The organism is Arthrobacter sp. MYb221, assembly GCF_002979835.1.
In the GTDB taxonomy this organism is placed as follows: Bacteria; Actinomycetota; Actinomycetes; order Actinomycetales; family Micrococcaceae; genus Glutamicibacter.
In genome coordinates this window covers 131112-157075 of sequence record NZ_PCPW01000002.1, presented here as the reverse complement: position 1 = coordinate 157075, position 25964 = coordinate 131112, and the positions used below count along the sequence as shown (strand labels likewise).

The following is a 25964-nucleotide window of genomic DNA, read 5'->3' as shown; positions in this document are numbered from 1 at the left end:
CCTGCTTCCATTCTGGATGCAGGCGGCGTTGCTGTATGCCAGCTCAACATATACCTTGTGCACTTGCGAATCCTCGTGTGCGCGCGAGAGCATGGGAGGATGGCCACGATTGCAGACATTCGAGTAATAGCAGCAGCGCTGCCTCAGCTCGAGGAAGGCATTGGTGGATATGGCAGCGGAGCGAAGTGGTCGGTGCCCCGCGGCATGGTCATCTGGCGGCGACCGCTGGGGAAAGCTGACACGAAAAGACTCGTTGACCAGGGGCAACCTGTCCCGCGAGGCGAAATCTACGCGGTGCGCACCGCCTCGGAGATTGCCAAGAAAGAACTGATTGATGCTTTCGGAGAACTATTCTTTGATATTCAGCATTTGACCGGGACCGACATTGTGTTATTCCATTTAGAACACATCAAGATAGATCAGCTTCGTGAAGTGATCATCGAAGGGTGGTTGGCGAGAGTTTCGAGCACGACGGCCAACGCCTGGAGAGAAACCCTCCCAGGGCAGTAGTTTTTCTATTGCGGTAAGAATCACGGTAGTCTCCACAGCCTTAGGAATACTAGGGTTTTGCCTATAGAGGTTAGGATTGTGGAAGGCTATTTTTAGGCCAATTACACATCAGATTTTGCATAGCTGAGTCGACCTCCAGTGGCACACCATGGACCGGCGACTTACGGAAAAGGACGCCCCGCGTGGTTTTGAAGCTTTCCACCCTGTTCCTGCGCACCTTGCGCGAAGATCCGGTTGAAGCAGAAGTAGACAGCCATAAGCTGTTAGTTCGAGCCGGATACATTCGCCGCGCAGCACCGGGCATTTATACCTGGCTGCCACTGGGCTTGAAGGTGCTTGCTCGCGTAGAAGCTATTGTTCGCGAAGAAATGAACGCCATTGGTGCTCAGGAAGTTCATTTCCCGGCACTGCTGCCACGCGAGCCTTACGAACAGACCGGACGATGGACTGAATACGGCGAAGGCCTTTTCCGCCTGCAGGACCGCAAGGGTGCGGACTACCTGCTTGCTCCAACGCACGAGGAAATGTTCACCTTGCTGGTCAAGGACCTGTACTCCTCGTACAAGGATCTTCCTGCCTACCTGTACCAGATCCAGAATAAGTACCGCGACGAAGCACGTCCGCGCGCAGGCCTGCTGCGTGGCCGCGAATTCATCATGAAGGATTCGTACTCCTTCAACATCGATGACGAGGGTCTCGACGAAGCCTATGACGCACACCGCGGCGCGTACCTTCGTATTTTCGAGCGCCTGGGCCTAGAAGTCGTGCCAGTGTTCGCGCAGGCAGGTGCCATGGGTGGCTCGAAGTCCGAGGAATTCTTGCACCCAACTGCCATTGGCGAAGACACCTTCGTGCGTTCGCCAGGCGGCTACGCGGCCAACGTTGAGGCGGTCACAACCGTCGTTCCCGAAGCAATCGATTTCAGCGATGCTCCGGCATTCGAAGTCCTCGATACCCCGGAAACCCCAACCATCGAGACGCTGGTTGCCGCCGCCAACGAGCTGCGCCCGCGTGCAGAAGGCGAATGGGCTGCCGCCGACACGCTCAAGAACGTTGTCGTCGCGGTCATCGACCCCGAAGGCAACCGCCACGTCGTGGTCATAGGAGTGCCCGGGGACCGTCAGGTCGACTTGAGGCGCGCGCAAGCAACCATCGGCATGGCCCTGGATATCAGCGGTGAAGTGCTGGTCGAGGCGGCAAGCGCCGAAGACCTCGCCAAGCACCCCGAGCTGATCGCCGGCTACATTGGCCCAGGCAACGGACTGGACCAGCAGGTGCTGGGCTCCGAAGCCTCCAGCGGGATCACCTACCTGGTTGATCCGCGTGTGGTCTCCGGCTCCAGCTGGATCACCGGCGCCAACGAAAAGGGCAAGCATGTCTTCGGTCTGGTGGCCGAGCGTGACTTCTCCTTCGACGGCACCATCGAGTCGGTAAATGTGCGCGCAGGCGACCCAGCTCCGGACGGCTCCGGTCCACTGCGTGCCGAACGCGGTATCGAAATGGGACACATCTTCCAGCTCGGCCGTAAATACGCGGCAGCCTTGGACCTCAAGGTGCTGGACAAGAACGGCAAGCTCTCTGTGGTCACCATGGGTTCCTACGGTATTGGCGTTACCCGTGCGGTAGCAGCCCTCGCCGAGGCCTACCACGACGAAAAGGGCCTTGCCTGGCCAAAGCAGGTCGCCCCGGTCGACATCCACATTGTCGTGACCGGCAAGGGCGAAGAGCTGCTGGCAGCGGGCGAAAAGCTAGCCAAGGAGTTCGAAGCCAAGGGCATGGAGGTTATCTTCGATGACCGTGCAAAGGTTTCGGCCGGCGTGAAGTTCTCCGACGCAGAGCTGATCGGCGTGCCGACCATTGTTGTGGTGGGCCGCGGGCTAAGCGACGGAGTCGTTGAGGTCAAGGACCGTGCCACCGGCGAGCGTCGTGACGTTGCCGTTGCCGATGTGGTGGAAGAGCTGACCGCGTAAACTGCCGGTAGCTTTTCACAAGCAATAAATGAATAGAGGTGCAGCGCGGTGCCGGAGATTCTCTCCTTCTTGTCACTTGATGGTGTTGAGTTCAGCTGGACGTCGCTGATCCTGCTTTTACTGGCAGGGTTTGCGGCCGGTTGGATCGATGCAGTTGTCGGTGGCGGTGGACTGATCCAGTTGCCCGCGCTGCTTCTCTTTCCCGGAATGAGCCCAGTACAGGCCCTGGCCACGAATAAGCTGGGTTCCATTTTTGGAACCGCCACCAGCGCGATTACCTACTACAGGCGGACCAGCCCGGACCTGAAAACGGCAATCCCCATGGCCCTGATGGCCATGGTTGGTGCCTTTGGTGGTGCAGCCATTGCCACGATTCTGCCCGAAGAAGCCATCCAGCCAATCATTATCGCCGCGTTGGTGGCGGTGCTTGCCTTCACAATTTTCAAGCCCAAAGCCGGAGAGCTGAGCAAGCTACGCTACCGGGGCAGCGGGCACTACCTGCGGGCGGTAGCGATCGGACTGATCATCGGCGGCTATGACGGCATGATTGGTCCGGGTACCGGATCATTTTTGATCATCGCTATGGTCACGGTGCTGGGGTACAACTTCTTGCAGTCCTCGGCCAAAGCGAAGATCGTCAACCTAGCCACCAACTTTGGCGCCCTGGTGTTGTTCATTCCGGCTGGGCACGTGGTTTTCGGGTTGGGGTTGGCCATGGGATTGATGAATATGGCCGGCGGCTACCTCGGTGCCCGCATGGCGATTTCCAAAGGCAGCAAATTCATCAGGATCATCTTCGTGATCGTGGTGTGCGCACTGATCATCAAACTCGGTTCAGACATGATCTTTGCCTAGGGGCACAACGATTCCCGGGAAACGGTCCAGCGAAAGGCAGCCAGCCTGGTTAGAATCATCGCCTTTCCGAAACCGAACACCGGCTTGCCGCGGTGGTTGGCGGCGGCCAATTGCCCAACGTGGGCCGGGCGGATTAATGCATGCCCTTTAACCACGAATTGCCGGTTCGCTTGGACTGCGAGCCGGCAATTCCTGGAGGCAATGTCCCCATACTGCCTTACCTAGAATCAACATCAATCAGCCTTGACCCATCCCCATAGGCCGGGCGCATTAAAGAAGCTGAGCTTTTGGATTTGCCCCAAAAGCTTTCTCCCTAACGCAGGTTCCCAAAAAGGCTGACCGTCATCTAGGACGTCATACGGTGGCAGCAACCGCTCCCACCAGGCCACACCCTCGAAGCGCTGAGGGATTGCTGTGGCGTTAGTTCTAGGATCTCAAATTGAGGTTCTGCCGTCGTCATACCTGCACGGTATCTTTCTCTGGAAACTTTCAGTTTCGTCCCGGGATCTTGTCATCGGCACGGCTGAAGCCCGAGCGGTACGCCAAGGCCACAGCCGAAGCGCGGTCCCGGGAGCCGGTCTTGAAGAGGATTCGGGCCACGTGAGTTTTGACCGTCGCCTCGCTGAGCACCAGCAGGTCTCGGATCTCCTGATTGGACAGGCCCGCGGCCACAAGTCGCAGGACTTCCTGTTCTCGAGGAGTCAGCAGCTCCGTGATGTCCGGCAAGTCCGAGGAGCTCATGTGCAGGCGCTGCACGAGCCGGGTGGCAGCCGTCGCATCCAGCCAGGTTTCACCCGCCGCCACCCGCCGAATCGCGGCCGCGATCTCGTTGGGCAAGGCGTGTTTCAGCAGATATCCACTGGCACCGGCCTGGAGCGCCTTGACCACTACCTCCTCATCATCAAAGGTAGTCATAATCAGCACCCGGACCAGCCGGTCCTGGTTCTCCCGGGTTTCACGAACCAGCTGCTTGGTCGCCTCAACCCCGTCGATCCCAGGCATGCGCACATCCATGAGCACCACGTCGGGGAGGTGCTTGCCAGCAAGTTCAAGAGCTTGGGGCCCCGAGCCCGCCTCGCCGATCACCGAGAGGTCAGGCTCGGCGGAAAGCAACATGGAAATGCCGGCCCGGACCATTGGCTGATCATCCACTATGAGGATGCGAATTCTGGAACTCGCATTCGGGCCGTGGGCGGTGGGTTCTGGGTCTGCGATCATCGTGTTGACGCTCCACTCACAAATCATCCGACGAGCTGTTATGGCCCGAGCCTAGTTCAGTTCGCACGGGCAGAACCGCTTTGACGAGAAAACCGCTATCGGTAGGACCGCTGACTAGTGTTCCTCCGCAGATAGTGACGCGTTCGCGCAAGCCCAGCAGCCCGAACCCGCCCGAGAGGCCCGACTTTTCGATGATTCCGGATAGCGAACGGATGGATACTGTCAGCTCTTCGGACTCCCAATGGGTTTCGACGTAGGCTTTGGCGCCTTGACCGGCGTGGCGCATCACATTTGACAGGCCCTCTTGGACTACACGATAGGCAGCGTGTCCGACGCTTGGATCGAGCGGACGCTCGGGGCCGGAAATAGACTCGTGGATTTCGACCCCCGAAGTTCGCGCCGCCTGGATGAGCTCGGCAAAGTCGGAGATTCCGCGCGGCGGAGAATCTGGGGCGTCTCCCTCGCCGCGCAAGAGTCCCAGCAGGCGGTGTAGTTCGCGGATGCTCTGCTCCGCGGTCTGCTGCATATCCGCGAGTGCCGCATCCAGGTCAATTTCGCGCGACTTGGTGCGTTGCACCGCCCTCAGGCCAGCGGTCTGCAATACGATCGCCGTGAGCGAGTGCGCCACAGAATCATGCAGGTCGCGGCTGATACGCAGCCGCTCCGTCGTGGTGGCTTCTTCGCGGGCACGAATTGCCCAAGCACGTTCCGTGCGCAGCGTGCGCTCATAGCTGGCCAATGCCACGCCCGAGCCCCACACCGCGAGAACCAGCAGCGTGAAGACGGCCGCGCTGGGGAGAACCGTCGTGAGGTTACCGATGACTTGCAACTTCGTGGAAACCAACGAGGCGGTCAGTATCGGGATGGCTGCGCCGATCAGGGCCAGATATGCCCTGCGTCGCGGCAAGCGCCGGGCCAGGTAGAAAACGGCAATGAGGAACCCGACCATCATGGTCGGTGCCATGGGGTCGATGAGGCAGCCGGTGCTCAGCAAGATCATCGTGTAGTAGCCAAGGATCGGCGAGCGGGTCATCACGAAGGTGGTGTAACCCAGAGCAGCAACCGTGATGATGATCCAGGATGGAATTGTCCCTGCATAGCCCCCGGGGTTCCTTGCGGACCAGACGATCATCTCGAAGATAAACCCGGCGATAGCAACGAACAGGCGTTGGACCAGATCTTTGCCTGGCACCAGCGTGGCTACCCGGACGCCGCTTGCGGTGCCGCGCGGGGAATGCGCCTGTCCTGAGGGCGTGGAGAAACTCACCGTGGAATCCTTTGGCGGGATGCAGCGTAGTCTGAGCCGGTAAAACCGAGGCCGCAAGGGACGTCCATTAGCCGACTACCTGAGGCTTCGCAGTAATTGCGAGGGTTCCTCGCGACCGAGTGCCGGTCCACCAGAGGATGATGCCAGGCGTCAAAAGGACTGCGAGCGCCTGGCTGCCGAAAATTCCACCGGGGGAATCAAACACTGGGAACTCCTCAGAATCTGTGCGGTTGAATGTATCTTGTCACACACGGCGATGCGGGCACATCATTCTGAGCAGGTACGTTTTCGGCCGCTGAATCGTTCAGACCCAGGCGTGCAGGTAATACCTGGCGAGTATTACTCCCTGGCGTTCAGCAGTTCTGGATCTAGTCCACGTTGGCGCTGCTCAAGCAGAACCTGCCAGGTCGTTTCGGCCAACGTGCCTTGCGCGCTGTCCTTCGCGGCACCCGAGGCAAGAGCTAGCGCCTGAACAAAATCGTCCTCGGCTTCTGAGGCCAGCGAACCGAGTTCATTGAATCCGTCCTCGGGCAGAACATAGGCCGACTGGCGTAGGTCCGCACAGTCGCCTGGCAGCACCGAGCGCACCTTGCGCAGTTCGGCATTCAACATCGTGCGGCGCTCTTCGATCTGCGCCGCATCCGCGTTGGCTCCGCGCGCAGCCTGCAATTGCAAGATGTAGTCCAATGCATAGCCGCGGTCCAGCGCCCGGGCCACCCGTACGTCATCATGCAACGCCGGATCGGAAATCGGGGTTTCCGCGTCTAAGAGCTTCAGATCCCTGAGGCAACCCACAGGTTCCCCCTCGGCTTCGCCCTGCCCGGAGCGCAGCGGGGCGGGCAGCTGATCCACCGACTCCTGCTTAGCTACGGTGCGTAGCGCGCTGCGCGCTTCGAGATTTGTTTGGAAGGCCAGCTGCGTCAGCGCGGGTGCCAGCGGTGCCTGCTCTTCGGGGATGGCCGGCATGTGGGTGCTCAGCTCGGCAACCTGTTCGGCCAGTTTGGAAACCGCCTCCGGGCTGAAGCTTTGCGCCAACGGCTCCGCTGGCTGATCCTCGAAACTCAACTGGCCAACCAGCCGCGAGCCATGAGCCAAGGTGGCGCTCAATTCGCTCAGGGCGCCGGCGCTGTCCGAGCCTGCCAGCGCGGCCAACGCGTCGGCCTGGGAGGCGAGTTGCGCCAGGGTTGAGCCGTACTGCCACAGCTGGAGCTGCGCTTCGGAACTTCCGCGGATTTCCTCCGGCAGGCCACGATCTTCCAACGACCCTCGAAAGATGCTCATGCCCACACCCCAGGTGAGGCCAGCGCATAGAACTCCGGCTAGCAGCGGTGCGATCCAGCCCGGTGCGCGCCTGGCTTTTGGGGTGCGTCGGGTGGGTTGCGGTGTCGAGTTCTCAGTCATGGCGATTCGATCATGCCATGAAGTTGCGGGCTAAGCCCGGTTCAAACGCGCTGAATGCGCGAATTGCGCGTGAGTTCTTTCACCTGTGCCCATTAAGCAGTTTTCATCTTGCGTGCGTGCATATACCCTTAAAGGACAACATCGAATAACGTGGGAGGATATCCATGACCGCTAAGCCGGCTGATACCGAACAAGAGGCACAACGGTTGACGACCGTGCTGGAGAAGGAAGTGGAATCCCACGGGCTGGTGCTGGAAGAAGTCTCTGTCCGCCCTTCGGGAAAGCAGATGACCGTGCAGGTCATCGTCGACAAGGCTGACGGCACCCAATCGGTGATTTTGGACGAACTTGGTGAAGTAACTACCACCATTTCTAATGCCTTGGATCAGGACGCCAAATACGCGTCAGTAGATCCATATGAACTCGAAGTAAGCTCCCCAGGTCTTTCGCGCCCACTGACGCTGAATCGTCACTGGATCCGTGCGAAGAACCGGATGGTGAAGTTTAATCTCTCCGACGGCAGCAAGCTGCGTGGCCGGCTGACCGAGGTCACCGACACCGAGGTAGTCATTTCCGTGCACCACGAGCCTGCCAAAAAGGGCATGAAGGTCAAGGTCGACGAACCGAAGACCTTCGCCCTGGAAGATATCCGCAAGGCAGTCGTTGACCCGGAAATCAATTTCGACGACGCGCTATTTGAAAACATTGATAACGAAGATTTGGAGGGCTAGGCATGGATATTGATCTCGATGCGCTACGCATCCTGGAAAAAGAGCGGGACATCCCGATGGATGTGCTGATCCCTACCATCGAGTCGGCACTGCTGCTGGCCTACAACAAGACCGACGGCGCAATGCCCGGTGCTCGCGCTCATATCGAGCAAAGCAATGGACATGTGGCAATCCTCGTCGAGGACCGCGATTCCACCGGCGTGCTGCTGGGCGAATTTGATGACACCCCGCACGGTTTCGGCCGCATTGCCGCGTCCACCGCACGTCAGGTGATCATGCAGCGTCTGCGCGAAGCCGAAGACGCAGTGGTCGTGGGGGAGTACTCCTCCCGCGTGGGCACGCTGATCTCCGGGGTCATCCAGCAGGGCCACTCCTCGCATATGGTCCAGGTGAATATCGGTGAGGTCGAGGCACTGCTTCCACCGCCCGAGCAGGTTCCAGGCGAGCGTTACACCCATGGCAGCCGCTTGCGTTCCTATGTGGTCTCCGCCGAACGCGGTACCAAGGGCCCGGCAATCACCTTGTCGCGTTCGCACCCGAATCTGGTTCGCCTGCTGTTCGAAATGGAAGTTCCGGAGATCGCAGACGGCACCGTCGTGGTTGAGGCCTTGGCCCGCGAAGCAGGGCACCGCACCAAGCTTGCGGTGCACGCCACCCAAGCCGGAGTGAACGCCAAGGGCGCTTGCATCGGTGAAATGGGTACCCGCGTGCGTGCGGTGATGAACGAGTTGAACGACGAGAAGATCGACATCGTTGACTACAACGAGGATCCGGCCAAGTTCATCGCTGCCGCTTTGTCCCCATCGAAGGTCGTCTCGGTCGAAATCCTCGACGAGGACGAGCGTCGCGCTCGTGTAGTCGTGCCGGACAGCCAGCTGTCTCTGGCCATCGGCAAGGAAGGCCAGAACGCGCGTCTGGCCGCCAAGCTGACCGGCTGGCGCATCGACATCATTGCCGCATCCGGTGGCAAGGAACCACAGTTCTAATTTTGAGCAATTCCTGATCCCGGTCAACGGGAGACGGAAAATAGATTTGCCTAGCACGTTTTTTGGCCTCGGCGTACCTGTGATCTGGACCTCACGCGTGCGCCGAGGTCTAAACGCGCTAGACTAGTAGTTGGCTCGTTGACAAGTTGTGGAAGGTGAGGATGGCGCTCGCATGAAACTGCATCAGCAACGTACGTGCATTGGCTGTCGAACCATCACATCTCAAGATGAGCTACTCCGTTGGGTTTTGAATCAGGACTCACCGCTGCGCGGTGTGCATCTGGATCTTTCGGGCTCCGCCGCAGGGCGGGGTGCCTGGACCCATGGAACCGAAAAGTGTGTGCGGCATGCTGTGCGACGCAAGGCATTTTCCCGAGCTTTTAGAAGTTCGGTTGATGACTCCTGCGTGGCACAGCAGTTCGCCGCATACGAAGATCAGTCGGCAACGGGCCGGCTATCTGGCAATCATGATGAAAGCGGGTCAGAAATCTGATGGCAACCCGATGAGTCCGCTAAGTTGAGCGCACAACGATGAACAATCGGTTTTGCGTGATCCACCGTGCGGCGGAAGAATTTCACGAATTACAACGCTGATCAGCCAGAACACCCAAGTCTTATTGAACCCGGGGTTCTAGCCGATCGCATCGACACAGGAGAGATGTGGCTAAACCCCGCGTTCACGAGCTCGCTAAAGAGCTCGGAATTACTTCAAAAGAAGCCCTAACTAAGTTGCAGGATATGGGCGAATTCGTTCGCTCTGCTTCCTCAACCGTTGAACCTCCGGTAGCGCGCAAACTGCGCGATGCCTTCCCAGGTTCGGCAGCCCCAGCCAAGCCAGCAGGCTCGACCCCAGCACCACGTGCTGGCGGTCCAAAGCCAGGCGCTAAGCCTGCGGCCAAGCCAGCTGCCACCCCGGCTACCCCAGCAGCTAAGGCTCCGGAAGCTCCGGCGGCCCCAGCTGCTAAGTCGCCAGCTGCTCCGGCGGCTCCAGCCGCTCCGGCGGCAGCAGCACCAGCGGCCAAGGCTCCCGAGGCGGACGCCCCGGCAGCCAAGGCTCCGGCAGCCCCGGCCCCGGGCGGTCCACGCCCAGGTCCAAAGCCGGCACCCAAGCCAGCTGGCGCCCCACGCCCCGGCAACAGCCCGTTCTCCTCGCAGCAGGGAATGCGCGGCGGGGATGAACGTCGTGGTTCCCGCGACGGCGGCCAGAACCGTGCACCACGCCCACAGGGCGCCGGCGCAGGAGCTCCACGTCCAGGCGGTCCACGTCCGGGCAACTCGCCATTCTCCGCACAGCAGGGAATGCGCGGCGAAGGCGGCCAGGGCGGTCCACGTCCAGCAGGCCGAGGCCCACGCCCCCAGGGTGCTGGCGGTCAAGGTACCGGCGGTCCGCGTCCACCACGTGATGGTGCACCAGCTCGCGGTCCACGCCCACAGGGTGCCGGCGGACAGCGTCCGGCCGGCCAGGGCCAGGGCGGTCCACGCCCAGCAGGTGCCGGAACCGGCGCACCACGTCCGGCAGGTGCCGGCGCTGGTGGCGCAGGCGCCGCAGGTGGCGCAACTCCACGTATGATGCCTAACCGCACCGATCGTCCGGCTCCAGCAGCCGGCGGTCGTCCGGGTGCCGGCGGTCGCGGTCGTCCAGGTGGCGGCGGCGGTCCAGGTGGCGCTCCGGGTGCCGGTGCAGGCGGCGGCGGATTCCGTCCGGGCGCTCCACGCGGCCGTGGCGGCGTTGGCGGTGCCTTCGGTAAGGGCGGCGCCGGACGCGGCAAGCAGCGCAAGTCCAAGCGCGCCAAGCGCCAGGAATTGGAGCAGATGAGTGCTCCGAGCCTGGGCGGCGTCAACGTTCCACGCGGCAACGGATCCTCCGAGATCCGCCTGCGCCGTGGTGCGTCGATCACCGACTTCGCCGATAAGATCGGCGCAAACCCGGCAGCACTGGTCACCGTGCTCTTCCACCTGGGAGAAATGGCTACCGCCACCCAGTCGCTGGACGAGGCGACCTTCGAGGTCCTCGGTGCAGAGCTGGGCTACAAGGTCCTGGTCGTCTCCCCGGAGGACGAGGACAAGGAACTGCTCGAAGGCTTCGGCCTGGACCTGGATGCCGAACTTGAGGCTGAAGGCGAAGCCGAGCTCGAAGAGCGTGCCCCGGTCATCACGATCATGGGCCACGTCGACCACGGTAAGACCCGACTGCTGGATGCAATCCGCAAGTCGAACGTCACCGAGGGCGAGCACGGCGGCATCACCCAGCACATCGGTGCCTACCAGATCAACCACGAGCACGAAGGCCGCGACCGTGCGATGACCTTCATCGATACCCCGGGCCACGAGGCGTTCACCGCCATGCGTGCCCGTGGTGCCGAGGTCACCGACGTTGCAGTGCTGGTTGTCGCAGCGGATGACGGCGTCATGCCGCAGACCGTTGAGGCGCTGAACCACGCACAGGCTGCCGGCGTGCCGATCATCGTCGCGGTCAACAAGATCGACAAGGAAGGCGCCAACCCTGACAAGGTCAAGGGCCAGCTGACCGAATACGGTCTGGTTCCCGAAGAATACGGTGGCGACACCATGTTCATCCATGTCTCGGCGCTGCAGCGCGATGGTATCGACGAATTGCTCGATGCCGTGCTGCTGACCAGCGACGTGCTGGAACTGCAGGCGAACCCTGACAAGTCCGCCCGCGGTGTAGCCATCGAAGCGAACCTGGACAAGGGCCGCGGTTCGGTTGTCACCGTGCTGGTGCAGTCCGGTACCTTGGCAGTGGGCGACACCATGGTTGTGGGCACCGCCCACGGCCGTGTGCGTGCCATGTTCAACGAAAACGGCGAGAACCTCGACGTGGCCCTGCCGTCGCGTCCGGTTCAGGTCTTGGGCATGTCCTCGGTGCCACGCGCCGGCGACGGCTTCCTGATCACCGACGACGAGCGCACCGCACGCCAGATCGCCGACAAGCGCGAAACCGCAGAGCGCAACGCCATGCTGGCCAAGCGCCGCAAGCGCATCACCCTGGAAGACTTCGACCAGGCTGTGGCAGATGGCAAGATCGATACGCTGAACCTGATCCTCAAGGGCGATGCCTCCGGTGCTGTCGAAGCACTGGAAGACTCGCTGATGAAGATCGACGTGGGCGACGACGTGCAGCTGCGCGTGATCCACCGCGGCGTCGGCGCGATCACCCAGAACGACGTCAACCTGGCAACCGTTGACAATGCCATCATCATTGGCTTCAACGTGCGTCCGGCAGAACGCGTGGCAGACCTGGCCGATAAGGAAGGCGTTGACATGCGCTTCTACTCGGTCATCTACTCCGCAATCGATGACATCGAAGCTGCCCTGACCGGCATGCTGAAGCCAGAGTACGAGGAAGTTGCCCTGGGCAGCGCCGAGATCCGCATGGTCTTCCGCTCTTCGAAGTTCGGCAACATCGCAGGTTCGATCATCCGCTCCGGCACCATCAAGCGAAACACCAAGGCACGCCTGGTTCGCGATGGCAAGGTAGTGGGAGACAACCTGAACATCGATTCGCTGCGCCGCGAAAAGGACGACGTCACCGAGGTCCGCGAGGGCTTCGAGTGTGGTATCGGCCTTGGCTCGTTCAACGACGTCAAGGAAGGCGACATCATCGAGACCTTCGAGATGCGCGAAAAGCCACGAGCTTAATCCTTAGATGAGCAACGGCGTGGGCGCGCACCGGTAAACTGACCGGTGAGCGCCCACGCTCCTCACTTTCACGACAATTTTTTAGGAGAGATCCATGGCTGATTCAGCCCGTGCGGCCCGTTTGGCCAAGCGCGTACAGGTCCTCATGGCCCAGTCGCTGCGCACCGTCATCAAAGACGAGCGCATCGACAACGTGACCGTGACCGACGCGCGGGTCACCAACGACCTGCAGCACGCCACCGTGTACTACACGGTGTTCGGTGAGGGTGAGATCAAGGCGGAAATCGCCGAGATGCTCGCCAAGCGCACCGGTGCGCTGCGCAAGGAATTGGGACGCAACCTGACCATTCGCTTGACCCCTACCCTGGCCTTCGTGGCAGACGAGATTCCAGAGAGCGCCTCGCTTCTGAATGAACTGCTGGCCAAGGCCAAGGAAAAGGACGCTGAGGTCGCTTCGCTGCGCGAGGGCAAGACCCACGCCGGGGATGCCGATCCGTACAAGAAGGACGACGAGGACGAAGAGGCCTAGGCCTCCTCATGCTCTGCGCTTCCGCGAATCGGGAGCGAGCAAAAACCCCAGTGGTGCCGAACAGCAGTTCGTGCGCCACTGGGGTTTTTGCGTGCAGAAAAAAGCAAGAGCTTAGGGGGCGCCGGGTGTATCGCGGGGTGCGCTGGATGTGAGCCGATTGATCAGCGGGGTGCAGAGCAAATAGACCGCCACGCTGACCGCGGCGCTCGCCAGGGCCAGCGGGTAGGTGCTCATGACCAGATAGTAGCAGCCCACGATCACCACGAAGCTCAGCAACGATTCCAAGGTATTGCCGGCAATCTTGTCGGCCTCGGGAAATAGCATTCGCACCAGGCGGTCGGTGATTTCACCCGTAGCGAGCAGTACCAGGGTAAAGACGATGACGAGGACCGGAACCCATGGCCAAAGGCCCTGTTTCAGCTCGCCGAGCTGCGGGAGCCAGAGCGGGGTGAGGAATCCGAGGAGAAACGGAAGTCCAGCCATCAGCGCGCAGGCGGCCAGATAGAGGATGAAGATCAGCAGTTCGTGGGGTTTCGGTTTTTGTTCCGGCAAGTTTTCCTTTGCATGGATTGCAACGCGTGATTAGCGATGGCTCCGCGCGGTATTCGTGGAGTGGGGGGTGCTGTCCATGATGCCACAGAAAGAATTGAGGACCATGAAGAGCAGGGGCCAGTGCGCGTTGGCCAATCTGGCTCCCCGGCGGGCCGCTGGCAGCGTTTCGCAACTCATGAGAATTGATGGTGGTCAGCGCGGAGATACTGGACTACCGTGGAGATCAAAGACTTGCCTGAAACAAAGGAGCAGCTCATGCCGGAATTCACCACCACATTGATGGCCTCGACCGGAAATAACGTGGGCATTGTTGTTCCCGACGAAATCGTCCGGGGATTCAATCACGGCAAACGGGTACCGGTGACGGTGACGATCGACGGGGACTACACCTATCGAAATACCATCTCATCCATGGGCGGGCAATTTTTGATCTCTTTCAATTCCGAAACGCGCGGTGCCACCGGTCGGGGTGCCGGGGATGAGGTCACCGTGAAACTGGAACTCGACGAGGCACCGCGAATCATCGAAGTCCCCGAGGACCTTGCGGTGAAACTGTCTCTGGAACCGGCCCTTGCCGACGCCTGGAACAATCTCTCCTACAGCAAGCAACGCGGTCATGTTGAACCGATCATCTCGGCAAAGGGCGCGGATACCCGTGCTCGACGAGTGGAAAAAGTCATCAAGGCACTACGCGTCGACTAGTGTCGACTAACTTTGGTGCGTCGGTACCGGCGCTCCAGGCGACCGCGGAGGATAGGCCGGGCGGATTACCCGCCCGGTGGCGAGCATGGCGCAAGGGAGCCGACCACATGGGACAGCCAAGGGCCGTGGGGATTCAGGATCTACGGCTGTGCGCAGCACGCGCGGAAGACGCTGCAGCCATAGCCCAGCTGTGTGTGGACAGCGGCCGGGACCCGTGGACGGCGCAGGCAATCCAGAGCACCTCCCACCGGACCGTCGTAGTGGCGGTGGCCGGCACCCAGATTGCCGGCATCGCGAAGACCCATTGGCACGAAGACGCCCACGGAATTGCACCCGCAGGCCACTACCTCGGCGGGGTCATCGTAGATCCAAACTGGCGCAGGCATGGAATTGGCCAGGCCCTCACCGCGGCGCGTCTGGAATGGATCGCTGCGCGGAGCCGGCGCGCGTACTACTTCACCAACGAACGAAACGTCTCCTCGCTGCGCCTGCACGCGAAATTCGGGTTTGTGCAGATCGCGGCCGGCGAAGAGATTCGCATGGTGCGCGCCGACGACGGTGACTCGAAGCTATTGCTTTTCGAAGCGGTGCTCTGAGATGCCAAACGGCGCCTGCCGGCTCCGCTGAGAAGCCTGCAGGCGCCGTGGCAAGCGGCCCTAGTTCTTGGAAATTTTGCCGGTCATCGTTGCCACCGGCAGGAGGAACATTGGCTTCATGAACACCCAAGCCGCCGCGACCACCGCCACCGAGACCAAGAAGATCACCAGCCCCCATGCATCGGCCGCGTCCCGCGAGGCATACATGTGGTTCAGGTTCTTCAACGCGCCGGTGGTGAATACCAGGAATACGTGGACCAGCACGAAGGCGACGAAGAAGAGCATCACCGGGAAATGCACCTTGCGGGCCAGCTCGATCGGATAGACCCGGTTCAAGGCCTTGGGCTGAGTCGGCCACCAGCTGGACATCCGGACACCGGTCACAATGGCCAGCGGTGCCGCCACGTAGATCACGAGGAAGTAGGAGGTCATCTGCAAGGCGTTGTAATGAATCCAGCCGTTTTCGACAGGCCAATTGAGCGAGGCATATTGAATGGCGCCGGAGATCATATTCGGGAAGACATCCCAGCTGGTCGGAACCACTCGCATCCACTGGCCGGTAACGGCCAGCAGGATCACGAAGACCAATCCGTTCAGCACCCACAATGCATCCAGAGCTTGGTGGGTCCAGATGCTGAGCGAATATTTCTTGGGGCTATTTCCCTTCGGGGAGAACCAGGAGTTCGCCTTGGGCGTCCACATCGCTGCCGGTCGTTTCTCATGACGTACCTGTAACCCGGTGCGGATAATCAGCACGATAAAGAACATATTCAAGAAATGCTGCCAACCAAGCCAAGCCGGAATTCCAAGCGGCGCAGAGTCGGGCATGGTTGAATGCCCGTCATAGGTGGCGATGAAGTCCTGGATTGGTTCCAGCGTGCGCAAGCCGCGCGCGGCAAGAACCACCAGCAGGGCCACAATGACCGCTCCGATCACCATGATCGCCGGTTTGACCCAGGGCTTCATCTTGATCTTTGAGGTTCCTTGGGCATCGGAGGCCGGGCGCTTTTCCGCGACGGGAGGCTGGGCCGCGCTCGCGGCCTGCGCGGCTGGTTCCGCAACGGCCGGTGGCCTCTGGGCCGCGGGCTCGGCGGCTTCTTCAACGACCGGTGGTTGCCCGAGTGCGGCTGCATCGTCGGCGACTGGTTCGGAAACCGGGACAGCCACTGGGGCCTCGGCAACGGGATCCGCAGACTCGGAGGACTTTCCGGCAGTCGCATCCTCGCGTTGGCGCAGGGGAGTGTAGCCCTGCATGCGATTGGACGGAACTGCAGCCCGTTCGGATGAATCCGCCGAAGCTGCCTCGGCGCCCGAAGCGGCAATTGCCGGAGCAGCCGGTTCCGGGGCCGGTGCCGGCGGAGTTTCGCTCGGCGGTGCCGCCGTCTTTGCTGCGGCCACGCCAGCGGTTTCCGCAGCGGCGGCAGCCGGTGCCGCGACCTGTGCGCCAGTGCTGGCGGCGTCCGCGGCCGGAGCCCGGAGCGGGGTATAGCCCTGCATGCGTTGGCGTGAGGAGCTAGCGGCGGTGTTCGAGACGGGCGCCGGCACAGGCTCAGGCTGAACGGCCGCCGTCTCTGCCGGTGCAGGAGCCTGTTCTGGGGCCGGAGCGCTCTGCACTGGGGGAGCGGCGGGTACCGGCTCGCTGGTTACCGGTTCGGTGACCGGTGCTGCGGGCACGCTCGCCGTCGGTGGTGTCTCAATTTTCTGTGCAGGCTCGGCAGCCGCATCGGGTTTAACCCCGCCCTTGGCGCGCAGGGGCGTGTAGCCTGCCATCCGTTGCTTGGTCATAATCGTTGAACCTCATCGCGTCGTCGTATCCGGCAGGTGATGCTTCGCCGGAACCTACCTGAGTGGAGAATGCCGTGATTACCCTTGGCGGGTGCGGATTTCCTCGAGCAGTTTCGGGACTACGGTAAACAAGTCGCCAACGATGCCGAAGTCTGCGTGGTCGAAGATCGGCGCATTCTCATCCTTATCGATGGCTACGATCGTCTTGGCGGTCTGCATACCCGCACGGTGCTGAATCGCCCCGGAGATGCCCAAGGCAATGTACAGGTCCGGGGAGACGATGACACCGGTCTGGCCCACCTGCAGCTTCGGTGAGACAAAGCCTGAATCCACCGCGGCACGCGAGGCGCCAATCGCCGCGCCGAAGTGATCGGCCAGCTGCTCGACGATCTCGAATTTTTCCGCCGAGCCCACTCCGCGTCCGCCGGACACGACGATCTTGGCGCTGCGCAGATCCGGACGGGAGGCATCGCTTTGCATCGCTTCGACCGAGCGGATTTGGGCGCCCTTGGATACCTTGGGCAGAGCCGAAGGCTCGATGATGGTCAGCTGCGGTGCCGCGACGGACTCGGCTCGGGCATCTACGGCGCCGGGGCGAATCGTGAAGATGCGCGGTCCGCCCTCGACGGTGGATTCTGAGGTGACGTCTCCGCCGAAAATCGAGTGCATGGCGATCGGCTCGTCCTCGGCCCAGCGCATGCCCACCGCGTCAACGCAGACGGCACCCTCAACCCGAATGGCCAAACGACCGGCAATGGTGCGGCCGGAGGCCGTATTGGAGAGCAGCACCGCGGCCGGAGCCACGGTGCTGGTGGCCGAGGCGAGCGCCGCCACATCGGCCGAGCCAAGAGCCAAAGCGTCAAGGTCGGTAGGCAGCAGGTGAACTTCGGCGGCGCCGAGTTCACCGAGCTTGGCCGCAAGCTGCTGCTCTTGGCCCGCGGCGCAGACGGCAACGGCGACCGGGGTACCGAACTGGGCGGCCGTTCCAAGCAAGCCTGCGGTGGTGTTCTGCGGGGAGCCGTCCGGCGATACCTGGACATGGACGAGCACGCTGTGGGTGGTTTGAACCATGGGAAAATCCTCCTGAGCAAGGACAAATCGTGGGGATGAAGATTGTGGAAAGACCCGAGCTGAATTAGATAAAGTGCTTCTCGGCCAGGAAGTCGGCCAGCTGGGTGGCTGCCGTTCCGTCATCGGTAATCTTTGGTCCGGCGACTCGCTCGGGGCGGTCCTCCGCAGAGACCATCACCGAACGGAAGTGGGCCGCCTCGGGTCCTGCCTCGATGCCGAGGTCGGCCAGGGTCCACGTTTCCAATGGCTTGGTCTTCGCCGCACGGATTCCCTTGAAGTTCGGGAAGCGTGGCTCGGCGGACTTCTCCGTCACCGAGACAACGGCGGGTAGCTGCACGCTCAAATTCATGGTGGTTTCGCCCAGCTGGCTGGTTCCGGTCACTTCGCTTGCGCTGATTTCCAATTCGTCGGCGTAGGGCAGCAGTGGACGGTCAAGGAGTTCGGCGATCATTGCTGGCACCATGCCACCCTTGCCGTCGGTCGATTCGTTGCCTGCAAGAATCAGATCGACGTCGAGTTTCGCAAGAGCCGCCGCGAGCACCCGGGCGGTGGAGATCATATCCGACCCAGCCAGCGCCGGGTCGGAGATATGCACCGCCGAATGCGCGCCCATGGAGAGCAGCCGGCGCAGTGCAAGCACTGCCTTCTCATCTCCCATGGAGACGGCAATGACCTCAACCTCGCCCAATGACTTTTCCGCTTGGAGTGCGACCTCGCAGGCGCGTTCGCAGATCTCATCGGCGACCAGGTCTGCCGCTGCGCGGTCGAGCATTCCGGTTTGCAGGTCCAAGCGACGGCTCGACCATGTATCAGGTACCTGTTTGGTCAGGACGGCGATTTTCACGCTGGTCTCCTTCTGAGGGTTCTGTTTAAGGCCAGACGTTCTGGAGATTATCCAACGCCCTGGCACAACGCTTCAAATGAAAATTTCTCGGATGGCGAGCGCTTCGCAGCAACGTCACCGACTAGGAAAAACTCTACATGTCTATTGTGCGCTCATGGGGGTGGGGCGCACATAGAAGCCGAACTTCAGAGACAATCATGACGAAATCTTCCATTTAGGTGAAGGCAATATTCGGCGGATCGGTGATCAGTGTTAACGGATATGTCCTAAGATGCCGAATATCTTGCCATCGTCTCGAACGCCCACACCCGGATCTCGGAAACGATCACGGAACGGAATATTAGGGGGGAAGGCTCTGAGGCGACGGCATTGGGTGCCCTCAGATCCAAAACATCTAGAGTGGCGTTATGACTTTTGAATCCGTCAGGTCCTCATATGGAGCCAAGGCAAGCCAGTATGTGGATGCGGTCGGCAGCATTGAACATGCTGCCGCGGCCGATGTGGCTTTTGTCGAAACGTGGGCGCGCAGTATCAAGGGCACGGTGCTTGACGTCGGCTGCGGTCCGGGACAATGGACACATCATTTGAGTACCTTGGGGATTGCCGTAGAGGGTGTAGATCCCGTTCCCGAGTTCATTAAAATCGCTCAAAGGAGCTACCCCCAAGAACGGTACCGACGTGGCCGGGCAGAAAGCTTGCAGGTTGGCTCCGAAGCATTGGGCGGCGTGCTTGCCTGGTATTCACTGATTCACACCATTCCCGAACTAATCGGTGAGGCGCTCGCAGAGTTCGCTCGCTGCATTCGCCCCGGTGGCGGCCTTGCCTTGGGGTTCTTCACCGGCCCCACCCTCGAACCCTTCGACCATGCGGTTGCCACCGCCTACTACTGGCCCTTGGATCTCCTGGCTTCACATGTCGAGGCAGCGGGATTCACCGTGACCCAATCCGAATCGCGGAACGAAGGCCAAGCACGAACTCACGGCTCGCTCCTGGCTGTCCGCTAATCGACGCGGACCGGCTAGCACTGGAAAGCCGCCGAATAAAATGGCCTTCACTGTATTGCCGCGTGTGGGGCGGATTCCGCAATTTGCTCCTAGGGGAAACAGCATAAGGGCCGTTTTCCCAAGAAATCGAAAGAGGTTTAGCAAGTGGCAAACGAGCTTGCACGCAAGAGGGGAATGCTTGACGTTGGAGACGGCCAAAGCATCTATTGGGAAGAATGGGGCGCAGCCGACGGCGTGCCGGCGCTATATCTCCACGGTGGACCGGGCGGGACCCTAGGCGCGAGTGGCTATCGGCACAGATTCGACCTGAAACACACCCGTGTTATCGGGTTTGAGCAGCGAGGCTGCGGACGTTCGACACCGCATGCCTCGAACCCGGACACGTCGCTTCTGCATAATACGAGTGCCCACCTCATTGAAGATATTGAGGCGCTGCGCGAGGCACGAGGCATTAACGCGTGGATACTCAATGGGGTGTCTTGGGGATCAACGCTCGCGCTCGCGTACGCCCAGGCCCGCCCCGCACGCGTCCTTGGAATGGTTCTGTTCGCGGTGACCACCACTAGCAGAAGAGAAATCGATTGGATCACCGAAGGAGTCGGCTCGATTTTTCCCGAGGCATGGGACAGATTCGCCTCGTACGCCGAGCACGGCGGAGTCGGATATAGACGCGGAGAAGGGAGAATAGTCGAGGCCTATGCCCGGCTGCTGAATAGCGCAGATTCGAAGACCCGGGCGGATGCTTCGCAGGAATGGGCGCATTGGGAAGACACCCACATCTCGCTTGGCGCCGGCGGATTTGCACGCGATCCTCGCTGGGAGGACGAAGCATTTCGAATCGCCTTTGCCCGACTCACCACGCACTATTGGACGCATTTGGGCCGAACAGATTCACAGTTGCTAGAACGCATGGGGCGCATTGAGCACCTACCCGGAACCCTGATACACGGTCGACGCGATATTTCCGGGCCCGCAATCACCGCGTGGAACCTGCACCGTAGCTGGCCGAGGTCAAAGCTCATCATTTGTGATTGTTAACTTCGTTTGGCGGTTTCTGCGCACCTAATATTGGCGGTTCAACTGATTCCGATCACTAGCGTGGATCGCGCAGCTTCAACAACATCATCGGTAATCGTGTCCAGCTCATTGATTTTCATGACTCGCTGCATTTGTGTGAAGAGTCGATCGATCAGCCGGAAATTACCGCGCGTGATACGGGCGATCGCCGCGACAGCTTGCGTATCGGTGAAGTCCTCCAAGTCCAGAGTTTTTCCGAGGGCACGCCACTTTCGTTGCAGAACGAAATGCAGTTCATCCTGAGCAAGCGGACGGTACTCGTGAGCAAAACCAACACGGCTATAGAGCTGAGGGTATCGACTGAACTGCTTTTCGATGCCAGGCATCCCAATCAGCATCAGCGCGATATTGTTCCTGTCATACCTATCTCGTAGCACTTCTAAGGCAGTGGCGTTGAGTCGCTTCGACTCGTCGACGATGATCAGCTCAACATGCTTGTCTTGATTCATCGGGCCCGTCGTGGCACCTAAAGTATCGAGATGTTGATGGATACAGATCGAGGTCTGGGTGGTGACCAGAGAGAGTTCATCCTTGATTTGCTTAGGCGTCGTCAGAACCCCTGGGGTGAAGAAGACGGTCCGCGTTTTGGCCAGATCCTTGTAGATCTGGAGGTCACTGTCCTCCCGTCGGCCCCATTCCTCTATTAACGCCTCGGCTTTCGGGCTCCAGTTGGCATAACGTTTAGCCGATAGGGTTTTGCCAATTCCAGCTTGTCCATAGCAGACCCCGATAGTCCGCTGCCGACGCACCGCATTGGCGAACTCAGTGAAGCGGCGGTGCTCCTTCGTTGCGATAAAAGTTGTTGGTCCCATTACTCGTCCTCCGCGTAAGTGCGCAGCTTCGTTTTCTTGGTTCGGTGGACCGCCGGATCAGGCTGGGGTGCCTCCGTGGTTGGTTGCCCGGCCGGTAGAAATTCCGCGACGGTGGCGATTCGTTCATTGATTTGTCCGCGCAATTGACGCTTGCGTGCGGAGCGTGCCTTCTGGATGTCCTTGAACGTCACTGTGGCTCGTTCATGCGCGGGATCCACGGCTTTGCAGATGTGCTGGCCACGGTGAAAGACCTGGATCTCGGCAACGTCCCGCGGGTCATAGCGGAGAATGACGGATTCTCCGACGTAGGCAGCCAGCAACGGGGAAATGTAGCGTAGCCCTTGGAAATGCACGCCATCGCGGTGGACGATCCGTGGCTTGGCGACCGTGAGCAGCAGCAGGTTCAGTTCATCGATGGTTTCAGGCAGACGCGGTAACCAACCGTTGCCCTGCCACGCTGTTTGAGGCGTTTCCTTGATCTCTTGGTGCTCGCGCTGGTGGTAGTTCTGCCCAATGAACTCACCCAGCGCCATGTCCAGTTCACCGATGGACAGCCCCGGCTTGGGGTTGCGCACATTGTGCAAGTAGCCGGGCAGCCGGGCTAAGAGTTCGGTGTTGAGGGTGCCGAAGAATCGTTCAATCTTTCCCCTGCCCTGCGGCCGGGCCACAGCGGAGAAAATGATCTCGAAGTGCAGGTCTCTGGCGGCCTGCGCCAAGTGGTGGCTCGTGAAATCGGTTCCGTGGTCTACATAGAGCACATCAGGGATTCCGCACATCGCCCAATCTGCTGTCTTTTTGGGCCAGATCGCCTCACGCAACGCCAATGCCGTATTCAAGGATGAGGGAGCACCGGTGAAGATCATGTACCCGCACAGGGCTCGCGAGTAATCATCCATGATCGTGGTGAGCCACGGTCGGACCGGCTGGTGGCCAGCGTCAAAAACCAGGATGTCGAGCTCGGTATGATCGGCCTGCCACACCGCGTTCGGACGTTCGGCGCGGCGGCGCTAGACCAATTCATATTTATCGCGGTACACCGCCGTACCTTGCTGCGCCAGCGTCATCATCCCCGGATCTATCGCGCCGACGATCGAGCGGACGGTGGAGTAGGAAACCGGTGCCCATCCTTGGTGGAGCGCTACCTTGTTGACTTGTTCGTGGATGGCTGCCGTAGTCCTGGGCGGTTTAGCTAAGGCGAGGCCTTCGACCAGGTTCACGAATTCGCTGGGCATCCGGCGTCCGCGTTTGCCCGGTGCCACCGGTTCCAGACCAGGCTTCCCGTGGAGCTTGAAGCTCTGGTGCCATCGCTGCAGTGTCCTCAGGCCGATATGGTGTTCCCCTGCCAGAACCGTCAACGGCACTCCGTCTTCGACGTGTTGACGCAGTATTTCCCAACGTGCTGTTGCCTTAGCCAGGTAGTCACGAGGAGTTCCTGCTTTCTCGGTACTGCTGCCAATCTGGTCTTGCCCCAGCGGTACGTCCCTGCGCGTTTCGCTTCGCAGGGACACGGCCGATCACAGACTCTTGGAAGATGCGGGCTCTTGGCCCAAGTGGCGGTAGAACGTTGCGCGGCTCCAGCCAACCAGGCGTGCTGCGTCTTCGGCGGTGCGTCCCCTGGTGCGGGCATCTTTGGCGATCGCGAGCTTGTCGGCAATCACCGCCGGGTCCGAGACCGGCCGGCCGAAACGGGTTCCGGATTGCCGGGCGGCGGCAATGCCGGCGTTGACTCGTTCAACGATCAATTCGCGCTCGTATTCGGCCAACGAAGCAAGCATGTTCAGCATCATCCGACCGGTCGATGTGGCCGGGTCGATGCCATCGGAAATGGAGCGGACATTAATCCCGCGCTCCCGCAAAAGGTTCACGGTATTCAAGACATCGATCAGGGAGCGACCCAGCCGGTCAACCCGCCACACCACGACGGTGTCGCCGGCTTCGGCATAGTCCAGCAGCTTCTTCATCCCGGGCCGATCGATCGCGCTGCGGCTGCCGGAAGTCACGTCGGCGAACACGTCGCGCTTCTGCACCCCTAAAGCAACCAGGGCATCGAGCTGCAAGGCCGCGTCTTGGCTCGAAGTGCTCACGCGCGTGTATCCCAAATGTCTCACCTGCCCCAGTGTGGCTCAAAAACCCCTGCACGGCAAGCAGGTAAGACGTTTTACGTTGGGACGACTTTATAAGACGGTTGGACTCCTTGCCGTTACGGAATATTGAGACGGCATGGCCGGGCTGAGGAGAGTGTCTCAATAATCTTTAGGTTTTCAAGACGGTGGTTTCCCGGCTTATCCGCTCAATAACTGTTGTCCGTGGCTGCAACGCCCATCACTCTTTGCTGACTTGGCGGGTGGTGGTCGGCGCGTTTGGTGCCCTTAACACTGTCCGGAACCGGACGGTTCATGGGCCGATTCCTGAGGTACCTGGCTCCGCATGGAGCTCCGCGCAGGAATCGGTGCCCGTTAGCGATGTGGGAATCGTGCGAGCGACCTGTGCCAATGAGGTGAGAACCTAGGTACCTACTGTTCCGGAGATTTCCTTCAATGCCGCCTGAAGCCTGGCGTCGGCTTCGTTGGCGACCTCGCGTGTCGCGTCGCTCTGGCTGAGCTTGACCATGGTTTGCGGGTCGATGGCCTCGATGGTGGTTTCCGTGGCGGCGGGAGCGCGACGTACGACGACGTTGCACGGGAGCAGTGCGCCCAGCTGCGGTTCGGCGGTGATGCCGCGTTGGGCCAGTTGCGGGTTGCAGGCCCCGAGGATGATGTAGTCCCCCACGGAGACCCCGGCCTCCTGGCCCAGCTTTTGGGTGAAGGTCGCCTTCACATCGATTTCCGTCAGGACACCGAAACCCTGTTCTGCCAGGGCGCCGCGTGTCCGTTCGACGGCGTCTTGCCATGACAGCGGGACGGTGATGGCGTGGGTGTAGGTCATGGCGGTTCTCCTCGGGTCGTGGTGTGGAGGCGTGCCGAGCGCGACTGCGTGCTCCGCCACGGCATGGGACCTCGGTTCTGTGGCCATGCTACGGGTTGGTGTGGTCGCGCGGAAGTGTTGCCAGGGCATTGCCCCCAGGGGTCGGCCGGGGATGCGGTGGGTGCGTTTCATACATGCGGATCGCGACGATCAGCCCTGCGGCTGCACTGAGTGCCGCGGCCATCCAGACGCCGGCGTTGAGCCCGAACAGGTCGGCGACGATCCCGCCAATGATGGCACCGACGGCATATCCGAGGTCGCGCCAGACCCGGTAGACGCCCACCGCGCGTCCCCTCCAAGCGGGATGGGCGACGTCGCCCACGGAGGCCAGCAGCGTGGGGTAGACCATGGCGGTTCCCGCGCCGAGCAATACGGTTCCCGAGGCCCAGGCACCAAAGCCGTCCCCGAGCGCGATGATCGCAAGGGCTCCGGCCTGGACCAACATGCCGGTGGTGATGAGGTGTTTGCGTCCGATCCGGTCCGAGAGAGCACCGGTCGCCATTTGGCCTATGCCCCAGACCCCGGGATACAGGGCGAAAAGCAGGCCGATCTGGCCCATGCTGAGATCCGCGGTGGCGAACAGGAGGGGGAACAGGCCCCAGGAGAGTCCGAAGTTCAGGTTGTTCACCAGGCCGGCCAGGCTCGCCGAGGACAAGGCCGGTTCCCGGAAGCTGGTCAGGGAAAAGATTTGGCCGTTGGCTAGGTTGGCGTCCAGGCCATGCCGGGCGGAGGCGCCCCGGGCAGCCATGTTTCCGGCATCCAGGAGGGCATGTGGGTGGGTCTCCCGGACGAAAAGGCCCGACAGCAGCAGTGCCAAGGCGGTGTAGGCGATTCCCAAGAGGAAGGGCGCCGGACGCAGCCCGTACTGTTCGGCGAGGTATCCGGCCAGCAGGGACGTGGCGGCCACGGCACCGTAGCCCGCGGCCTCGTTCAGTCCCATGGCCAGGCCGCGCTGGGCCGGGCCTACCAGATCGATCTTCATGATGACGGTGGTCGACCAGGTCAGGCCTTGGTTGATGCCCAGCAGAACGTTCGCGGCGACGACCCAGCTCCAGTCCGGGGCGAAAATGAGCATGAGCGGCACCGGGATGGCGAAGAGCCACCCGGCCAGCAGCACGGGGGTGCGTCCGTAGCGGTCCGAGAGGGTCCCGGCGAACCAGTTGGAGGTCGCCTTGGCGATCCCGAAGGCCGCCACGTAGGCGAAGAGGAACGTGTATCCGCTCAGGCCGAACTCCGCGTGGGCCAGCAGCGGAAGGACGGTTTGCTGTTGCCCGACCATCCCGCCGACGAGTGCGTTGACCGCGACAAGCAACGCGAACTGGGCCGCGTTGGCGCGCAAACCCAGGACAGGGAGGATCTTGGTGGTGGACGGTTTCATGCGCGGACTCCTGGAGTGCCGAGGCTGGAGGGGCAACACGGAGGGGAGCCGG

The 25964-nt window shown here is 61.1% G+C and carries 25 protein-coding genes and 1 pseudogene; 12 read left to right on the top strand and 14 right to left on the bottom strand.

Annotated features, from left to right (window positions below; genetic code table 11):
• Positions 1-99 precede the first annotated feature (99 nt).
• From CQ015_RS03000 to CQ015_RS02990, 3 genes are all read left to right on the top strand, one after another.
• Positions 100-510: a hypothetical protein gene (locus tag CQ015_RS03000; protein ID WP_105649306.1), complete on the top strand. Its 411-nt coding sequence runs from the start codon at positions 100-102 to the stop codon at positions 508-510.
• 182 nt (positions 511-692) lie between these two features.
• Positions 693-2480 carry a proline--tRNA ligase gene (locus tag CQ015_RS02995; RefSeq protein WP_105649305.1) on the top strand — a complete coding sequence of 596 codons (1788 nt, stop codon included), beginning with the start codon at positions 693-695 and terminating at the stop codon, positions 2478-2480.
• Positions 2481-2528: 48 nt separating this feature from the next.
• Entirely contained in the window at positions 2529-3335 is an 807-nt protein-coding gene (locus CQ015_RS02990; RefSeq protein ID WP_105553703.1) for a TSUP family transporter, read from the top strand.
• 489 nt (positions 3336-3824) lie between these two features.
• Here the strand turns inward: CQ015_RS02990 and CQ015_RS02985 are convergent, their stop codons facing one another.
• The 3 genes from CQ015_RS02985 to CQ015_RS02975 form a co-directional block, all read right to left on the bottom strand.
• Entirely contained in the window at positions 3825-4553 is a 729-nt protein-coding gene (locus tag CQ015_RS02985) for a response regulator transcription factor (protein WP_105553702.1), read from the bottom strand.
• Positions 4554-4569: 16 nt separating this feature from the next.
• Entirely contained in the window at positions 4570-5820 is a 1251-nt protein-coding gene (locus tag CQ015_RS02980; protein ID WP_105649304.1) for a sensor histidine kinase, read from the bottom strand.
• Positions 5821-6159: 339 nt separating this feature from the next.
• Positions 6160-7221 (bottom strand): hypothetical protein, encoded by a 1062-nt coding sequence (locus CQ015_RS02975; RefSeq protein WP_146114007.1) that lies wholly within the window; start codon positions 7219-7221, stop codon positions 6160-6162.
• A gap of 164 nt (positions 7222-7385) precedes the next feature.
• On the opposite strand from CQ015_RS02975, the gene rimP reads away from it, so the two are divergent.
• From rimP to rbfA, 5 genes are all read left to right on the top strand, one after another.
• Complete coding sequence (rimP, locus tag CQ015_RS02970; RefSeq protein ID WP_096287286.1) at positions 7386-7952, top strand: ribosome maturation factor RimP; 567 nt, start codon at positions 7386-7388, stop codon at positions 7950-7952.
• A 2-nt stretch (positions 7953-7954) separates the two neighbouring features.
• On the top strand, positions 7955-8938 hold the full coding sequence (gene nusA / locus CQ015_RS02965) for a transcription termination factor NusA (RefSeq protein WP_096287284.1): 984 nt from the start codon (positions 7955-7957) through the stop codon (positions 8936-8938).
• A 172-nt stretch (positions 8939-9110) separates the two neighbouring features.
• On the top strand, positions 9111-9431 hold the full coding sequence (locus CQ015_RS19565) for a YlxR family protein (RefSeq protein ID WP_096287282.1): 321 nt from the start codon (positions 9111-9113) through the stop codon (positions 9429-9431).
• A gap of 167 nt (positions 9432-9598) precedes the next feature.
• Positions 9599-12598, top strand: coding sequence for a translation initiation factor IF-2 (gene infB / locus CQ015_RS02955; protein WP_096287280.1), 3000 nt, complete (start codon positions 9599-9601; stop codon positions 12596-12598).
• 94 nt (positions 12599-12692) lie between these two features.
• On the top strand, positions 12693-13127 hold the full coding sequence (rbfA, locus tag CQ015_RS02950) for a 30S ribosome-binding factor RbfA (protein ID WP_096287278.1): 435 nt from the start codon (positions 12693-12695) through the stop codon (positions 13125-13127).
• A gap of 111 nt (positions 13128-13238) precedes the next feature.
• Here rbfA and CQ015_RS02945 read toward each other — a convergent pair whose 3' ends face one another.
• Positions 13239-13679 carry a hypothetical protein gene (locus tag CQ015_RS02945; protein ID WP_096287276.1) on the bottom strand — a complete coding sequence of 147 codons (441 nt, stop codon included), beginning with the start codon at positions 13677-13679 and terminating at the stop codon, positions 13239-13241.
• A 255-nt stretch (positions 13680-13934) separates the two neighbouring features.
• Here CQ015_RS02945 and CQ015_RS02940 point away from each other — a divergent pair, with 255 nt between their 5' ends.
• Together CQ015_RS02940 and CQ015_RS02935 are read left to right on the top strand one after the other, a co-directional pair.
• Positions 13935-14381: a YdeI/OmpD-associated family protein gene (locus CQ015_RS02940; protein ID WP_096287274.1), complete on the top strand. Its 447-nt coding sequence runs from the start codon at positions 13935-13937 to the stop codon at positions 14379-14381.
• 107 nt (positions 14382-14488) lie between these two features.
• Positions 14489-14977 (top strand): GNAT family N-acetyltransferase, encoded by a 489-nt coding sequence (locus CQ015_RS02935; RefSeq protein WP_105569945.1) that lies wholly within the window; start codon positions 14489-14491, stop codon positions 14975-14977.
• A 60-nt stretch (positions 14978-15037) separates the two neighbouring features.
• On the opposite strand, the gene CQ015_RS18865 is transcribed toward CQ015_RS02935, so the two are convergent.
• From CQ015_RS18865 to CQ015_RS02920, 3 genes are all read right to left on the bottom strand, one after another.
• A complete protein-coding gene (locus CQ015_RS18865) occupies positions 15038-16762 on the bottom strand; it encodes a cytochrome b/b6 domain-containing protein (RefSeq protein WP_258137654.1) in 1725 nt (574 codons plus the stop codon).
• A 78-nt stretch (positions 16763-16840) separates the two neighbouring features.
• The gene (locus tag CQ015_RS02925; protein WP_105553697.1) at positions 16841-17833 is read right to left on the bottom strand and encodes an electron transfer flavoprotein subunit alpha/FixB family protein; all 993 of its coding nucleotides are present in this window, start codon (positions 17831-17833) and stop codon (positions 16841-16843) included.
• A 64-nt stretch (positions 17834-17897) separates the two neighbouring features.
• Positions 17898-18677, bottom strand: a complete 780-nt coding sequence (locus tag CQ015_RS02920) for an electron transfer flavoprotein subunit beta/FixA family protein (RefSeq protein ID WP_181148498.1) — start codon at positions 18675-18677, stop codon at positions 17898-17900.
• Positions 18678-19084: 407 nt separating this feature from the next.
• Between CQ015_RS02920 and CQ015_RS02915 the strand changes: the two genes are divergently transcribed.
• The gene (locus CQ015_RS02915; RefSeq protein WP_105569946.1) at positions 19085-19681 is read left to right on the top strand and encodes a bifunctional 2-polyprenyl-6-hydroxyphenol methylase/3-demethylubiquinol 3-O-methyltransferase UbiG; all 597 of its coding nucleotides are present in this window, start codon (positions 19085-19087) and stop codon (positions 19679-19681) included.
• Positions 19682-19825: 144 nt separating this feature from the next.
• Positions 19826-20719: an alpha/beta fold hydrolase gene (locus tag CQ015_RS02910; RefSeq protein WP_258133593.1), complete on the top strand. Its 894-nt coding sequence runs from the start codon at positions 19826-19828 to the stop codon at positions 20717-20719.
• 38 nt (positions 20720-20757) lie between these two features.
• Here CQ015_RS02910 and CQ015_RS02905 read toward each other — a convergent pair whose 3' ends face one another.
• The 7 genes and pseudogenes from CQ015_RS02905 to CQ015_RS02885 form a co-directional block, all read right to left on the bottom strand.
• Entirely contained in the window at positions 20758-21570 is an 813-nt protein-coding gene (locus tag CQ015_RS02905; RefSeq protein ID WP_105649302.1) for an AAA family ATPase, read from the bottom strand.
• Positions 21570-22103 carry a Mu transposase C-terminal domain-containing protein gene (locus CQ015_RS19240; protein WP_255248492.1) on the bottom strand — a complete coding sequence of 178 codons (534 nt, stop codon included), beginning with the start codon at positions 22101-22103 and terminating at the stop codon, positions 21570-21572. The genes CQ015_RS02905 and CQ015_RS19240 overlap by 1 nt, the downstream gene beginning before the upstream one ends.
• 135 nt (positions 22104-22238) lie before the next feature.
• A pseudogene (locus CQ015_RS19235) lies at positions 22239-22553 on the bottom strand (DDE-type integrase/transposase/recombinase); the annotation flags it as partial.
• Between the two features lie 24 nt (positions 22554-22577).
• Positions 22578-23078, bottom strand: coding sequence for a helix-turn-helix domain-containing protein (locus CQ015_RS19230; protein ID WP_255248469.1), 501 nt, complete (start codon positions 23076-23078; stop codon positions 22578-22580).
• 6 nt (positions 23079-23084) lie between these two features.
• Positions 23085-23678: a recombinase family protein gene (locus CQ015_RS02895; protein ID WP_096287264.1), complete on the bottom strand. Its 594-nt coding sequence runs from the start codon at positions 23676-23678 to the stop codon at positions 23085-23087.
• Between the two features lie 397 nt (positions 23679-24075).
• Positions 24076-24495: a DUF302 domain-containing protein gene (locus tag CQ015_RS02890; RefSeq protein ID WP_022876883.1), complete on the bottom strand. Its 420-nt coding sequence runs from the start codon at positions 24493-24495 to the stop codon at positions 24076-24078.
• An 88-nt stretch (positions 24496-24583) separates the two neighbouring features.
• Positions 24584-25912, bottom strand: coding sequence for an MFS transporter (locus tag CQ015_RS02885; protein ID WP_096287262.1), 1329 nt, complete (start codon positions 25910-25912; stop codon positions 24584-24586).
• Positions 25913-25964 lie beyond the last annotated feature (52 nt).